The organism is Streptomyces sp. NBC_01497 (genome assembly GCF_036250695.1).
Lineage (GTDB): Bacteria > Actinomycetota > Actinomycetes > Streptomycetales > Streptomycetaceae > Streptomyces.
On the sequence record NZ_CP109427.1, the window covers coordinates 5,565,878 to 5,580,135 of the forward strand.

A 14,258-nucleotide genomic window follows, 5' to 3' on the forward strand; every position below is an offset into this window, starting at 1 on the left:
CCGCTGTGAGTGATGTGGTGGATGTGGCCGACGCGCAGGGTGCGGGAGGCGATCCCGGGAATCCCTCCGGCAGGTCCGGTGGCCGTGACAGGACCGGGAGCGGGCCGGCCCGGGCCGGGGAGCCGGGCGGGTCCGGCGCGGGCACACGGTTCGGCCGGCCGGCCGGCGCCGTGCGCTCCGCGGACGCCGCGCGCTCCCGTGACCCCCGTAGCGCCCGTGACCCACGGGATGCCGGGGGTGCCCGGGGCTTCCGGGACACCGGGGTCACCCGGGAGGCCGCGGGACGCCCCGGCGGCGGGCCGAGGTCCGCGCCCGGCTCTCCCGGGTGGGACGACGGGCTCATCGCCCGGCGCGCCCGGAAGCGGTCCGACGAGGGCGGCCCGGAGAGCCTCCTCACCGGTGGCGGCGGTCACACCCCCATCGGCAGCGCGTACGCGGGCCCGCTGCGGGCCCGGCTGGACGCACTCGGCGAACTCGTCGGCCTCTCCCGCACCCGGGTGGACGCCTCCGTGCTCGCCGAGGCGGGACGGGTGCTGGACGAGGCGTCGACACGGCAGCGCCTCTCCTCGCGCCACACCGTGGTCGGCATCGCGGGCGCCACGGGCAGCGGCAAGTCGACTCTGTTCAACGCACTGGCGGGCGTGCCCATTTCGGAGACCGGCCTGCGCAGGCCCACCACGTCCGCGCCCATCGCGTGCGTCTGGTCGGACGGCGCGGCGGGTCTCCTCGACCGGCTCGCCATCCCCGGCCGACTGCGTCGCAAGCCCCTCGCAGGCGGCGACGGCGACGAGGAACTGCACGGGCTCGTCCTGATCGACCTGCCCGACCACGACTCCGCCGTCACCGCGCACCGCGACCAGGTCGACCGGGTGCTCGGCCTGGTGGACGCGGTGATCTGGGTCGTCGACCCGGAGAAGTACGCCGACGCCGCGCTGCACGAGCGCTACCTGCGGCCCCTGGCCGGGCACGCCGAGGTCACCTTCGTCGTCCTCAACCAGGTCGACCGGCTGCCGGGCGAGGCGGCCGAGCAGGTCCTCGACGACCTGCGCCGGCTGCTGGACGAGGACGGGATGGCCCTCGGCGAGTACGAGGAACCCGGTGCGACCGTGCTCGGGGTCTCCGCACTCGGCGGCCAGGGCATCGGCGAACTGCGCGAACTGCTCGGCCGCTTCGTCCAGGAACGCACCGCCCCGGAGCGGCGCCTCGCTGCCGATGTGGCCGCCGCCGCCGGACGGCTGCGCCCCGCGTACCTGGCGGACGGGCGGCCGGGGCTCGACGAGTGTTCGCGCGAGCAGTTCGCCGACCGGCTGGCCTGGGCCGTCGGCGCCGTCGCGGCGGGGGAGGCGGCGGAACGCGAGTGGCGCAGGAACGCCGGCCGCGCCTGCGGAACACCCTGGCTGCGGCTGTGGCGCTGGTACGAGCGGACGCGCACGCCGGGCGCCGAGCCGCCGCAGGAGCCTTTGGTGGTCGAGGAGGAGGCCACCGCGAGGCAGCGGGTCGAACAGGCGGTACGCACTGTCGCGGACGACGCGTCCGCGGGGCTGCCCGCGCCTTGGGCGCACGCCGTGCGCGAGGCGGCCGTACGGGGTGCGGACGGGCTGCCGGAGGCGCTGGACGACCTGGCGGCGACGGCCCCGAGCACGCTCCCGCCGCGCCCCGCGTGGTGGCCGGCCGCCGTGCTCGTGCAGGCGGGGATGACGCTCCTGCAGATCTTCGGCGCGCTGTGGCTGCTCGGGCAGATCGTGGGCGTCGTGCCGCCGGGACTGCTGCCACCGGCGATGGTGATGCTCGCCGGGATCGTCGGCGGGCCCGTCGTCGAGTGGGCCTGTGCGGCGGCGGCGAGGGGCCCGGCACGGCGGTACGGGCAGGACGTCGAGCGCCGGTTGCGCGAGACGGCTGCCGGGTGCGGGCGGGTGAAGGTGCTCGACCCCCTCTCGGCGGAGCTGATGCGCTACCGGGAGGTGCGGGAACAGTTCGCGGCGGTGTCGGGCCTGGGGACCGTGCCGGTGAGCAGCATGACGGTCCCGGGTGCGACAGGGGCCGGGATGGCGGGAACGGGGGCCCGGGGCACGGGTGTCGGGGGCGGAGCGAGGACGGGTTCTCGCTCGTCCGGGTGAGGGAGTTGTCCACAGCCCCCGGTCGTCCGGACGGTTCGGCGGCTGGTTGTCCACAGTCCCCGGCAGGATTCCGGCGACCGGGTCACTCTGGGTCCAGGAGCCGGCCGGGGCAGGGCGCCCCGGAGCGGTGGCGGGCGGCAGGTGCGGGACGACGCCCGTGGGCGACGTCGCGGCCTGCGGCGTGGCACGCGGCGTCCGAGAGCGGGGAGGGGCGACATGACGGAGACGATGGTGACGCTGGTCGGGAACGTGGCGACCGGGGTGGAGTTCAAGGAATCGCCGACGGGCGGAGTGGCGCGTTTCCGGTTCGCCGTTCCCGTGCGGCGCTGGGACAGGGCCAGGGCGGACTGGACGGACGGGCCGACGAGCTTCTACACGGTCTGGGCGTGGCGTACCCTCGCCGCCAATCTCGCCGCGTCCGTGTCCGTGGGGGAACCCCTGGTGGTGCAGGGCAGGTTGCGGGTCAGGGAAGAGGACCGGGAGGGCGGGCGCAGGACGTTCGTGGACATCGAGGCCGCGGCGGCGGGCCACGACCTGACCCGGGGCACCTCGGCGTTCCGCCGCGTCGCGCGCGGTGTCCCGCGGGTGACGCCGAACCAGGGCGAGGTGGTGGCGGGGCTGCTCGCGAAGGCGAGCGTGGGGCAGGGGCAGGGGCAGGGGCAGGGGCAGGGGGAGGGGCAGGGGCAGGACCGGGATCCGTGGGCCGCCCCGGCCCCGGCGCGGGAACGGACCGGGCCTTGGGCGGGGACCCCGGAGCCCGTCCGGCCCGGCGACGGCCGCGAAGCGGGCCGGACCGCTGAGGACACGCAGGACGAGAGGGACCCGGCCGGAGCCGGGGACGTGACCGGGGACGGGACGGCGGCCGGGGTCGCCGGGAGGGCGGATCCAGTGCAGGGCCCGGTCGCGGAGCCGCCGGTGCGCCGGGCGGTGGGGCGCAAGAAGACGGCAGCACCGACGCCGTCCTGAGCGGTCCGTCGCGGCCCGGGTCGCCGAAGCGGGGGCGACAGGAGGGGGACGGAGCGGGGTGCGGGTGCGGGGTGCGTGAGGGGCGCGCGCTCGCTGCGGTGGATGAGGCGGACGGCGGGCGACAGCGCAGGGGGGGTGAACGGGGCAGAGGATTCGGAGGGGGAACGGGAGCCGACGGTCGCCCAGGACGGGTCGTGGCGGCCGGGCGTGCGGCGCGCGCGGGTCGGACGGAGCGGAGGGCGTACGGGGGCGCGGGACGGGTCAGGTCGGGGCCGGATCCAAACGGGTGGGGATACCAAGGGACTTGTCGACAAAGTACGTCAGTGATTCGCCGGGGTATTCCTGTGACATGCCGTTTCGGCGGTAACGATTGCGATTCGGTACGGCCGTCCGGGCGCAGGAGGGTCATCGGTCACATCTGCCCTCCTTAGGATTCCTGTTGTCCACGAGCCCACTCCAAGGGGTGTCGGGCGAAGGGGAATTCGGTGCTTTCTGTGATATTGGCCGCATCCGTTCGGCAGTCCGGCTCCGCACGGGCGCGAGGGCGGGCCCGTCTCGCCGGCCGCGCTCCGGCGCGACTGGTCTCGGCGGCGGCCGTCTCGGGCCTGCTCGCCCTGGGGGTCGTGGCCGGTTCGGGCGCCGCTTCCGCCGCCGACTCCGCACCGCAGCGACCGGGTGGCGCGACGGCCGTCCTCGACGGACTCGATGTGCACGGCGGCGCCGTGCTGCACACGAAGGACGTGGACGGCCGGGACGCGGACGAGCAACTCGACGCGGGCCTCTTCGAGATGAACGTGGACGGCGGCGGCAAGCTCAAGACGTACGGCGTCGACATCGACAACCCGGTCCAGGATGAGGCCAGGTACGTGGAGACGCCCTGGGCCCAGACCTCGCTCGGCGCCAACCGGAACGCGGGGAAGATCCTCTGGATCGTGCGGCACTCCTATCCGCAGGTCGACGATCTGTCCGCGCTCGCCAGGACCGCTCACACCGGCGCGCTGACCGCGCAGAGCGCGGCGGCGGGCACGCAGGTGGCGATCTGGCGGCTCTCGGACGGGGCCGATGTGGACGCGGCCGACCCGCAGGCGGAGCGGCTGGCCGACTGGCTCGGTCGGCACGCGCGTACGGCGGCCGAGCCGCAGGCCTCGCTCAGCCTCACGCCGAGCGCCGTTTCCGGACCGGCGGGGGCCCGGATCGGACCGGTCACGGTCACCACGGACGCGCAGAGCGTGACCGTCGTGCCGCCTGCCGACGCCGCCGAGACCGGGGTCCGGGTCACCGACGCGGACGGTAAGGCGGTCACCACGGCGAAGAACGGCAGCAGGCTGTACTTCGACGCGCCGGGGAGCACCGGGCCTGGCGGCCCGGCGTCGGGCACGGCACAGATGACCGTGCAGGCCACGGCCTCGGTGCCGGTCGGGCGGGCGTTCGCGGGCGTCAACAAGAGTCAGACGCAGATCCTCGCCGGCTCCAGCGACTCGACGGTCTCCGCGGTGGCGAGCGGCACCTGGGCGCCGTCCGGCGCGGTGGCCACGCTGACGGCCGCCAAGGACTGCGGCAAGGGCGGCGTGGATGTCACCGCGACCAACCGGGGTCAGGGCGATTTCCGGTTCGACCTCGGTGGTGAGACGCAGACCGTCGCGGCAGGCAAGGCGAAGACGATCACGGTGCCCGTCGCCGAGGATCAGCTCTACGACTTCGTGGTCACCGGCGATCACGGCTTCGAGCAGCGGTTCTCCGGCACGCTCGACTGCCGGACCACCAGTTCGACGCCGCAGTCCGACCAGGACGTCACCGGCCTGAGCGCGGCCTCCGTCGGCGGCCCGGCGGGCGGCGACACCACGGACCTCGCGAGCAGCGGCCTCGCGGAGACCGGCTCGTCCAGCGCGACCCCCGTGGTCGCGGGGATCGCCATCGCACTCGTGGTGATCGGTGGCGGCGTGATCTTCATGGTCCGCACCAGGAGGGGCGCTCCCGGTACGGGCGCGTGATCCTGCCTCCAGGACCGGCGGACGGGCCGGGAGAGCCGTCCGCGAGAACCGTCCGGGAAAACTCCGGCGGTCGTTGAACACGGGCCGTGGACCGTCCGTACTCCTGAGGGGAACGGGTGGCCTGGCGGGGCCGCCCGTTCCCGCTTTCGCGGCGCGTCGGCGACCCGCGCGGGTCCTGAAGGGCGCCGGCCGGGCTGCCGGGAGACTCGGCGGGGTCCGGGTCGCTGCCAGGCGATCGCGGGCCGGGAGCGGCCGGGGCATGGGGCTCGCGTGCAGGTCAGGCGGGGGACAGCGGGAGACCTCCGCGCCGGGGCGGGTGTCGGGCGCCGGGACACTGTCCGGAGGGCGGACGCACTGGTTTCCGCCGGGGGATGGACGGCTGGCAAGATGGGGTGTATCTGCCCTCACGCGGCGGAGCCGCACATTGGCCCTTCTCGATTGCCGGACGGTTTCTCTTGGCTGAGTACATCTACACGATGCGCAAGACGCGCAAGGCGCACGGCGACAAGGTCATCCTCGATGACGTGACGCTGAGCTTCCTGCCGGGCGCGAAGATCGGTGTGGTCGGTCCGAACGGAGCCGGCAAGTCCACCGTCCTCAAGATCATGGCCGGTCTTGAGCATCCCTCCAACGGTGACGCGTTCCTCTCGCCGGGGTACACCGTCGGCATGCTGCTGCAGGAGCCGCCGCTGGACGAGTCGAAGACCGTCCTGGAGAACGTGCAGATGGGCGCGGCCGAGGTGATGGGCAAGCTCCACCGCTTCAACGAGGTGGCCGAGCTGATGGCGACGGACTACTCCGACGCTCTCCTGGAGGAGATGGGCAAGCTCCAGGAGGACCTGGACCACGCGAACGCGTGGGACCTGGACACACAGCTGGAGCAGGCGATGGACGCGCTGGGCTGCCCGCCCGGCGACTGGCCCGTCACCAACCTCTCCGGTGGTGAGCGCCGCCGCGTCGCCCTGTGCAGGCTCCTGCTGGAGGCCCCCGACCTGCTGCTGCTCGACGAGCCCACCAACCACTTGGACGCCGAGTCCGTGCAGTGGCTGGAGCAGCACCTCGCGAAGTACGCGGGCACCGTCGTCGCCGTCACCCACGACCGGTACTTCCTCGACAACGTCGCGGGCTGGATCCTGGAGCTCGACCGCGGCCGCGCCATCGGCTACGAGGGCAACTACTCCACGTACCTGGAGACCAAGCAGACCCGTCTCAAGGTCGAGGGCGCGAAGGACGCGAAACGCGCCAAGCGCCTCAAGGAAGAGCTGGAGTGGGTCCGCTCCAACGCGAAGGGCCGGCAGGCCAAGTCCAAGGCCCGCCTCGCGCGCTACGAGGAGATGGCCGCCGAGGCGGACAAGATGCGCAAGCTGGACTTCGAGGAGATCCAGATCCCGCCGGGTCCGCGCCTGGGCAGTGTCGTCGTCGAGGTGGAGCACCTGTCGAAGTCCTTCGGCGACAAGTTCCTCATCGACGACCTGTCGTTCACGCTCCCGCGCAACGGCATCGTCGGTGTGATCGGCCCCAACGGCGCCGGCAAGACCACGCTGTTCAAGATGATCCAGGGTCTGGAGACGCCGGACTCGGGCTCGATCAAGATCGGTGACACGGTCAAGATCAGCTACGTCGACCAGGGCCGCGAGAACATCGACCCGAAGAAGACGCTCTGGGCGGTCGTCTCCGACGAACTCGACTACATCAACGTCGGCCAGGTCGAGATGCCGTCGCGCGCGTACGTGTCGGCGTTCGGCTTCAAGGGACCGGACCAGCAGAAGCCCGCGGGCGTGCTCTCCGGCGGTGAGCGCAACCGCCTGAACCTCGCGCTCACCCTCAAGCAGGGCGGCAACCTGCTGCTCCTCGACGAACCGACCAACGACCTCGACGTCGAGACGCTCTCCTCACTGGAGAACGCGCTCCTGGACTTCCCCGGCTGCGCCGTCGTGGTCTCCCACGACCGGTGGTTCCTGGACCGGGTCGCGACGCACATCCTCGCGTACGAGGGCGAGTCGAAGTGGTTCTGGTTCGAGGGCAACTACGACACCTACGAGAAGAACAAGGTCGAGCGGCTCGGCGCGGACGCGGCCAGGCCGCACCGCGCTTCCTACAAGAAGCTGACGCGCGACTGACATGGCCCGCTTCCTGTATCGCTGCCCGCTGCGCTGGGCGGACATGGACGCCTTCGGGCACGTCAACAACGTCGTCTTCCTCCGCTATCTGGAGGAGGCGCGTATCGACTTCATGTTCCGCCTGGCGCCGGGGGACGGCTCGGCGTCGTTCTCCGGCGGGTCCGTGGTGGCGCGCCACGAGATCGACTACAAGCTGCCGCTCGTCCACCGCTACGAACCGGTGCCGATCGAGCTGTGGGTGACGGAGGTCAAGGCGGCGTCGCTGACCGTCGCGTACGAGGTGAAGGACGTGGCGAGCGAGGACGGCCCCGAGCGGGTGTACGTGCGGGCGTCGACGGTCGTCGTCCCGTTCGACCTGGACGCGCAGCGGCCCCGGCGGATCACGGCCGAGGAGAAGTTCTTCCTCCAGAAGTACCGCGACGACGAGTGAGTCGGTGACGACCAAGGACGGGGTGGGGTTCCTCGTGGGACTTCCCGGTGACAAGCCCGGCGGGGCGGCGGATTCCACGCTGCGCCTGGCCGATGCGGGGGAGGCCGCGGACCTCGCGGCCTTCCTCGGGCGCCTGCTGCACTACGACCGGGCCGCCTCCGTGCGGCTCCAGGCGGGTGGCGGGGTGCTCGCGGTGTTCGGACGGCCGCCGTCGTTCGAGGTCGTCGCGATCCGTACGGTGCGGCTGCGCGGCTCCGGGGGACCGGGCGGGCCCGGTGCGCCGGTACCGCTCGACGTCACGGTGTCCGCGGGCGATCTGCTGGAGGGCGTCGACGAGGACCGTGCCGAGGTGGCGGTCCCGGCGGCTGTGACCGGTCCGCCCTGGGCGGGGGTGCTGCCACCGCGCGGTGGCTGGCGTCCGGTCTCCGGCCTGCCGGAGGTGGGGCACATGGCGCGGGCGGTCGCGGGCGCGGTGGCCGAATTCCGGCGCCGCGACGAGCAGTTGCCCGAGGAACGGCGCACCAGGGACGAACGGGACCGCATCGGTAACGAGATCTGGTCGCGGACCCTGGGTGAGACGGGCCTGCCGCTGCGCGCGGTGCACGCCGCCCGGTCCGTGGGTTTCCTGCGGCCGCCCGGCGCCGCGCCGGGCGCGGGTGAGGCCGCGCTGTTCGCGGCGGGCGCGTGGCTGCGGCTGCGCACGGCGTACGGGTCGATCGCGGTACGCGTCGGCGACGCGGGCCTCGGCGCGCTGCCCGGCCTGAGCGTGACGCGCGCGTAGCAGGGGCCTCGGACGGTCGACGGTCCTCGGGCCTCACGGGGCGGGACGGTGGACGGCCTTCACGGGACGGGGGACGGTCTTCACGGGACGGGGACGCTGGACGCCCTGCACCGGGCGGTGGAGGTCAACGGCCTTGACGGAGCCGGGACGTTGACGGTCCCGACGGGGCGGGAGGGACAACGGTCCGCACGGAGCCGGGACGTTCAATGGTCCTCACAGGCCGGGACGCTCGACGGCCTTCCGGCGCTGGCCCGGCCCGCGTCCCCGGCCCCCGGCCCCGCGGCTGTCTGCCCTCGGCTCGGGCCCCGCGGCTGGGGCTCCGCGACCCGGGCTCAGCGACCCGGGCCCTGCGGCTGGGGCCCCGCGACCCCTGCCCGTGATCGCGAGGGGACCCCGGCTCAGGACGGTGCGGTGCCGTCCGCCCGTACCTCGATGTGGTCAGGTGCCAGTTCCAGCAGTACGCGGTGCTCCATGTGCAGCGCCTCCGTGTACTCCTGGGGGAGTTGGAGGCGGCCCGCCCGGTCCAGCATCGCGTACTCCCTCGCCACTTGGGACTCCTGGCCGGTCGCCGCGTCGATCTCCGTGCGGCGCAGGACCTCGGAGGACGTGCGGCCGTCGCGGATCGCGACGGTGCGGCGTACCTCGCCGGCGACCTTCTGGTCGTGCGTGACGATCACGATCGTCGTGCCGAGGCGTTCGTTTGCGGCGCGGAAGGCGGCGAAGATCTGCTCGCCCGTGGCGGAGTCCAGTTCGCCGGTCGGCTCGTCCGCCAGCAGTACGGACGGCTCGTTGGCCAGCGCCACCGCGATCGCCACCCGTTGCGCCGCCGCGAGCAGCAGCCGGTGCGCGCGCACCCGCAGGAACAGGAACCCTGTCAAGCCTTCCCCCGATTCCTCGGCCCGGTTGCGGAACCCGGCCCGGTTGCCGAACCCGGCCCGGTGACCGGCCGGTCGCGGTCGCCACCGGAGCCGGCGGTCACGTTCGCGGCCCGGCGGTCGCGAGGTGGACGGCCGGTGGTCCGGCGCGTGACCGCGTCCCCGCTGCCGCCGTTCCCGGCATGTCCGATGCGCGGGCCCGGTCAGGGGACATCCCCCGAACGGCGTTCTCCCGAACGTCGATTCGAGGATCGTGTCAGGGGGAGGCCCAGGAGAAAACGCCGCCCCGAGGACGTGACGGGATCGTGACCGCGAACCGACCGCGCGTGTCCCGGTACCGGACGCTCCGCATCCGCCGCGCGCGCCCGCCCGTTCGGCCCGGGGAACCACGTCCGAAGCGTCCGGCCGGGGACCGGCGGCGGCCCGCCCGGATCCGTCCCGGCAGCCGGCGGCGGCTCGTCCCGTGTCCGGCCCCGCCTCGAACGGGGGCCGTTCCCCGGCCGGGCCGGAACCGAACGGGGGCCCGGGCGCGTACTCAACACAGAGCCCGTGCCGTACGCTTCACCGGATGTCGGGCGGACAAGATCCAGTCAAGGCCGGTGCACGCTGTCGGTGCTGACGGCCATACTGCTGGCCGGGGGGTGTTCCCCGGCACCCGCCGGGGGCGGGCCGACGTCCAGACCTGAGGGGGAGGTCGCGTGACATATCCGCCGAACGTGCGCACGGCGCCACCGCCCGTGGCGCCGAGTCCGCTGCCGCCACGCCCGTCGGTTCCACCGCCCGGTCCCGCGGGCGCGGGAGGTCTGCGCGAGCTGGGGCGCGACGGCGCCGACCGGCTGCGGCGCGCCGCCCGCACGGAACCGGGCAGGCTGCGGCTCCTCGGGGCGGCGCTCGCGCTCCTCGTGATCGTGTTCGGGGCCGTCACCGCCTGGCAGAGCTCGGACCGGTACGCGTCGGCCGACGACGTCGTCAGCCGCGGGCAGACCGTCAAGGACACCGCCGACCTGTACGGCGCGCTCGCCGACGCCGACACACAGGCCGCCACCGGCTTCCTCGCGGGCGCCACCGAGCCCGCCGACGTACAGGCCGCCTACCGGGGCGACGTCTCCCGCGCCGGAACACTGCTGTCCGGCGTCGCGGAGAACACCGCGCCCGGCAGCCGCTCGGCGGACCTGATAGCCAGCATCAGCAGGCAACTGCCCGTCTACACCGGCCTGATCGAGCGGGCCCGCGCGGAGAACCGCCGCGGCCTGCCCCTCGGCGGCGCGTACCTGCGGTACGCGAACGACCGGATGACCCGCCCCGGCGGCATCCTCCCGGCCGCCGAGGCGCTGTACACCGAGGAGAGCTCCCAGCTCGGCGCCGAGTCCGGTGCCGCGCGGACCTGGCCGTACGCGGCCCTCGCGCTGGGCGTGATCGCGCTGTACGCGCTGGCCCGCGTCCAGCGGCGCAACTACCGGCACACCAACAGGGTGTTCAACCGGGGGCTGCTGACCGCGACCGCCGCGTGCACGGCCGCCCTGCTCTGGCTGGTCGCGGGCCAGGCCCTCGGCAACATCGGCCTCCACAACGCGGACCGGCACGGCCAGCGCTCCCTGACGGCGCTCAACGCGGCCCGGATCAACGCGCTGAAGGCCCGCGCCGACGAGAACCTGTCGCTGGTCTCGCGCGGTTCGGTCGTCGCGGCCGACGGCAAGACCGACAAGTACGAGGTCGACTTCGGCGCCAAGACGAAAGCCCTCTCCGGAGATCTGGGCCGGGCCGAGTCCCTCGCGGACGACGGCCCCGGCCGCACCCCGGTCGCCGCTGCCGTCGACGCCGTCGCCACCTGGCAGACCCGGCACCGGCTCGGCAGCAGGGCCGGGGCCGACGGCCGCTTCCAGGACGCCCGCGCGGCGCTGGACGGCTCGGGCACGACGAGCGAGCAGGCGTTCAACGAGGTCAACAAGTCGATCGCCACCGCGATCCAGCACGAGCAGGACGAGTTCACGACCTCCGCCAAGCACGGCAGGGGCGCGCTCACCCTGGTCTGGCTCGGGGCCGCGGTGCTCGCGGTGCTGGGCGCCGTGAGCGCCATCCTCGGGGTGGGCCGCAGGCTTTCGGAGTACCGGTGAGAGGGGGAGCCATGGGTTCCGTGTTGGGCAGGCTGCGCGGCTGGGGCGGCGTGAGCGCCATGGGCGCTGCCTGCGCCGCCTGCGCTGTGACCGCGACGCTCGTCCTCGTACCGCTCGCGCACCACGGCACGGGAGCCGCAGACGTCCGGGCGGGCGCGCCGGCCGCGGACCGTGCGACGGACGCCGCCGCCCGGCGGACCTCGGGCGTGGCGGCGGCCCCCGGCCAGGAGCAGAGGTGCTCCAGCACCGGGCAGCCGGCCGAGGCCAGCGTCCCGGCCTCGGACGCGGGCGGTCCGGACATCGACAAGATGCTCGCGCGAAAGGGCGACAAGCGGCGCCTGGTGGTCGGCGTCGACCAGAACAGCTACCAATGGGGTTATCTGAACCCGGCGACCGACCAGTTCGAGGGGTTCGACATCGACCTCGCGCACGCCATAGCGAAGAACATCTTCGGTGACGCGAACGCCGTCACCTTCAAGCCGGTGTCCACGGCGGAACGCACCGAGGCCCTGGCGAACGGCTCGGTCGACATCGTCGTGCGCACGATGACAATCGCCTGCAACCGCCTCGCGGACGCGGACTTCTCCACCGCCTACTTCAAGGCGGGCCAGCAGGTGCTCGCCCCCAAGGGCGACGCCACCACCATCACGGGCTACGACGCGACGCTGCGGCACAAGCGGGTGTGCACCGCGACGGGTTCGACGGCGGTGCAGGAGCTGGAGAAGAGCAACCCCTACCAGGTCTACTTCTGGGACAAGGCCAACAACAAGGGTTACAACCCCGAACACAAAGACGTCGACGACCTCAGCGTGGCCAACCAGCTCGACTGCCTGGTCAGGCTCCAGCTGGGCCTGGTCGACGCGGTCATCACGGACAACGCGCTGGCGGCGGCGCAGGCGGCGCAGGACCCGGCCGTGGAGCTGAAGGGGGACGCGCCCTTCACCACCGAGTACTACGGCGTCGCCGCGAAGCCGCACGCGGACGACCTGGTCGCGCGCATCAACGCGGTGCTGGAGCAGTACCGTTCAGGTGGGGCCGGCAGCCCCTGGCAGAAGTCGTACGACAAGTGGCTCAAGGCGGAGCTCGGCCCCACGGCGGGGCCGCCCGCACCCCTCTACCTGACCGGACACTGACACCGGCCGGCGCGCCACCCGGACCCGCGCGGCGCCTCGCAGCGGCGCGGCCCGCCGGGAACGCGCACCACCCGAACGACGCGGGGGTCGCCGCGACCGACCGGGCGGCCTGGAAGACCGACCGGCGGTCCAGGGGGAACCTGCCCGCCGGCCGCGGGGACCAACCGGCCGGCCGGCCACCGGGACCGGACCGGCGGCTGGAGCAGGTACAGCGGCAGCAGGAACAGCGGCAGCGGGAACAGCGGCAGCAGGAACAGCGACAGCGGGAACAGCGACAGCGGCAGACGCAGCAGCACACAGCGGAAAGGTGAACGATGGGCGCCACGGGCCCCTTCCCCGGCCCTTCGGGGACACCGCCGGGACCGGTGTACGACCGGGACGAGGCGGACCGTGCCCTCGCGCGTCTGCAAGCCGAGCACGAGGCGATCGAGACCTCGCTGCTCTCCCTCCAGGACCACGCGGGCCGCAGGCTCCTCGAAGGCGCGCAGCTCACCGGCGTCACCAAGAGCCGCTGGGCCGTCACCGAGCAGTCGGTGACCGACCTGTGGACGTACTACGACGCCTACACCAAGGCCCTCCACCAGGCGCTGGAGCTGCGCGGCCGGCGCCGCTGGCCGTCCAAGGACGACCTGGCCGACCTCACGGAGCGGCTGCGCGGCGCGTCGGTCGCGGTCGGCGCCACGGGGGGCAAGCTCTCCGAGCGCTTCACGCTAGCCGAGCTGGTCGCGCGGATGAACGAGCTGTACGCGACATCGCTCGACATGATCGTGGCGGCGGACGCGGTGTGGTCGGCGCTGCCCGCCCGCATCGACCTGCTCGCCGCCGAACTGCGCAGGACCCGCTCCCTCGCGCATTCCGTCGGGGTGCGCCCCGGGGAACACCCGGCGGGCGACGACCTGGCGGACATCACTGAGGAGCTGACCGTGCTCCGGGTGGAGGTCGTCTCCGACCCGCTCGCGTACTGGCGGCCCGCGCAGGGCAGTTCGGCGCCGGGCGGCGGCGCGCCCGACTCCCGGCGCTACGACAGGGCCGCTCGCGCCCTGGAGGACGTGAGGCGTGAGATCGAGGCGGTCCTTGAGGTGCGCAAGGACTCCGAGGAGCGCCTGCTGCGGCTGCGGGACGTGATCTCGCGCGCCGACCGCACGCTGACGGAGGCGCGCTCGGCCCGGGGCGAGGTGCTGGCCAAGATCGCCGCGACGGAGGTGCCCGCCGTCAGCGGGCCGTCGGCCGTCCTGCACGAGCGGCTGTCCATGGCGGCCGAGTACCGCAGGAACGCGCAGTGGCACCGCCTCTCGCCCCTGCTGGAGGCGCTGGAGCGGGACGCCGAGGACGAACTGCTGCGGGCCCGGGAGTCGTTGACCGCCGTGACCGCCCCGCTCGCCGTCCGCGCGGAGCTGCGCGGCCGGCTGGACGCGTACCGGGCGAAGGTCGCGCGGCTGGGGCTCGCGCAAGATCCGCTGCTGATCGAGCGGTACGACGCGGCGCGCCGGATGCTCTGGAGCGCGCCCTGCGACCTGCGGGTCGCGGAGGGGGCCGTGCTGCGCTATCAGCGACTGGCCGTCGAGCTGGCCGCACAGGTCCAGGGGCAGGGCCCCGGGCGGGAGGGGGACCGCGTCCCGGGCCAGGGGCAGGGCGCGGGCGGCGGACCCCTCGGTACGGGTGCCGAGGACGGACGGGACGGACGGGGGAAGCGCGTATGACGGGGTCGACGGCATGTCAGCGGCCTGACTG

At 73.8% G+C, this 14,258-nt stretch carries 9 protein-coding genes and 1 pseudogene; 9 read left to right on the plus strand and 1 reads right to left on the minus strand.

The features are described from left to right. Positions 1–14: 14 nt before the first annotated feature. The 6 genes from OG310_RS23415 (at position 15) to OG310_RS23440 (ending at position 8,405) form a co-directional block, all read left to right on the plus strand. A complete protein-coding gene (locus tag OG310_RS23415) occupies positions 15–2,117 on the plus strand; it encodes a GTPase (RefSeq protein WP_443078886.1) in 2,103 nt (700 codons plus the stop codon). Positions 2,118–2,333: 216 nt separating this feature from the next. Beyond that, a complete protein-coding gene (locus OG310_RS23420; protein WP_329457836.1) occupies positions 2,334–3,083 on the plus strand; it encodes a single-stranded DNA-binding protein in 750 nt (249 codons plus the stop codon). 494 nt (positions 3,084–3,577) lie between these two features. Next, entirely contained in the window at positions 3,578–5,074 is a 1,497-nt protein-coding gene (locus OG310_RS23425) for an LAETG motif-containing sortase-dependent surface protein (RefSeq protein WP_443078887.1), read from the plus strand. 455 nt (positions 5,075–5,529) lie between these two features. After that, on the plus strand, positions 5,530–7,194 hold the full coding sequence (gene ettA, locus OG310_RS23430) for an energy-dependent translational throttle protein EttA (RefSeq protein WP_329457838.1): 1,665 nt from the start codon (positions 5,530–5,532) through the stop codon (positions 7,192–7,194). Position 7,195: 1 nt separating this feature from the next. Continuing rightward, entirely contained in the window at positions 7,196–7,624 is a 429-nt protein-coding gene (locus OG310_RS23435) for an acyl-CoA thioesterase (RefSeq protein WP_329457839.1), read from the plus strand. Between the two features lie 79 nt (positions 7,625–7,703). Next, positions 7,704–8,405 carry a hypothetical protein gene (locus OG310_RS23440; RefSeq protein ID WP_329460332.1) on the plus strand — a complete coding sequence of 234 codons (702 nt, stop codon included), beginning with the start codon at positions 7,704–7,706 and terminating at the stop codon, positions 8,403–8,405. 398 nt (positions 8,406–8,803) lie between these two features. Here the strand turns inward: OG310_RS23440 and OG310_RS23445 are convergent. Next, positions 8,804–9,229 (minus strand): annotated as a pseudogene (locus tag OG310_RS23445) (ABC transporter ATP-binding protein); the annotation flags it as partial. A gap of 749 nt (positions 9,230–9,978) precedes the next feature. Between OG310_RS23445 and OG310_RS23450 the strand changes: the two are divergent. The 3 genes from OG310_RS23450 (at position 9,979) to OG310_RS23460 (ending at position 14,227) form a co-directional block, all read left to right on the plus strand. Next, positions 9,979–11,394 (plus strand): hypothetical protein, encoded by a 1,416-nt coding sequence (locus OG310_RS23450; protein WP_329457840.1) that lies wholly within the window; start codon positions 9,979–9,981, stop codon positions 11,392–11,394. Positions 11,395–11,405: 11 nt separating this feature from the next. Then, complete coding sequence (locus tag OG310_RS23455; RefSeq protein ID WP_329457841.1) at positions 11,406–12,527, plus strand: transporter substrate-binding domain-containing protein; 1,122 nt, start codon at positions 11,406–11,408, stop codon at positions 12,525–12,527. A gap of 314 nt (positions 12,528–12,841) precedes the next feature. Next, positions 12,842–14,227 carry a hypothetical protein gene (locus tag OG310_RS23460; RefSeq protein ID WP_329457842.1) on the plus strand — a complete coding sequence of 462 codons (1,386 nt, stop codon included), beginning with the start codon at positions 12,842–12,844 and terminating at the stop codon, positions 14,225–14,227. The last annotated feature ends 31 nt before the right edge of the window (positions 14,228–14,258 follow it).

What these genes read in the sequence shown, in the direction of transcription:
- OG310_RS23435 (WP_329457839.1), top strand. Translation starts at nt 7,196, where the DNA reads ATGGCCCGCTTCCTGTATCGCTGCCCGCTGCGCTGGGCGGACATGGAC.
- OG310_RS23455 (WP_329457841.1), top strand. Translation starts at nt 11,406, where the DNA reads ATGGGTTCCGTGTTGGGCAGGCTGCGCGGCTGGGGCGGCGTGAGCGCC.
- OG310_RS23460 (WP_329457842.1), top strand. Translation starts at nt 12,842, where the DNA reads ATGGGCGCCACGGGCCCCTTCCCCGGCCCTTCGGGGACACCGCCGGGA.
- OG310_RS23420 (WP_329457836.1), top strand. Translation starts at nt 2,334, where the DNA reads ATGACGGAGACGATGGTGACGCTGGTCGGGAACGTGGCGACCGGGGTG.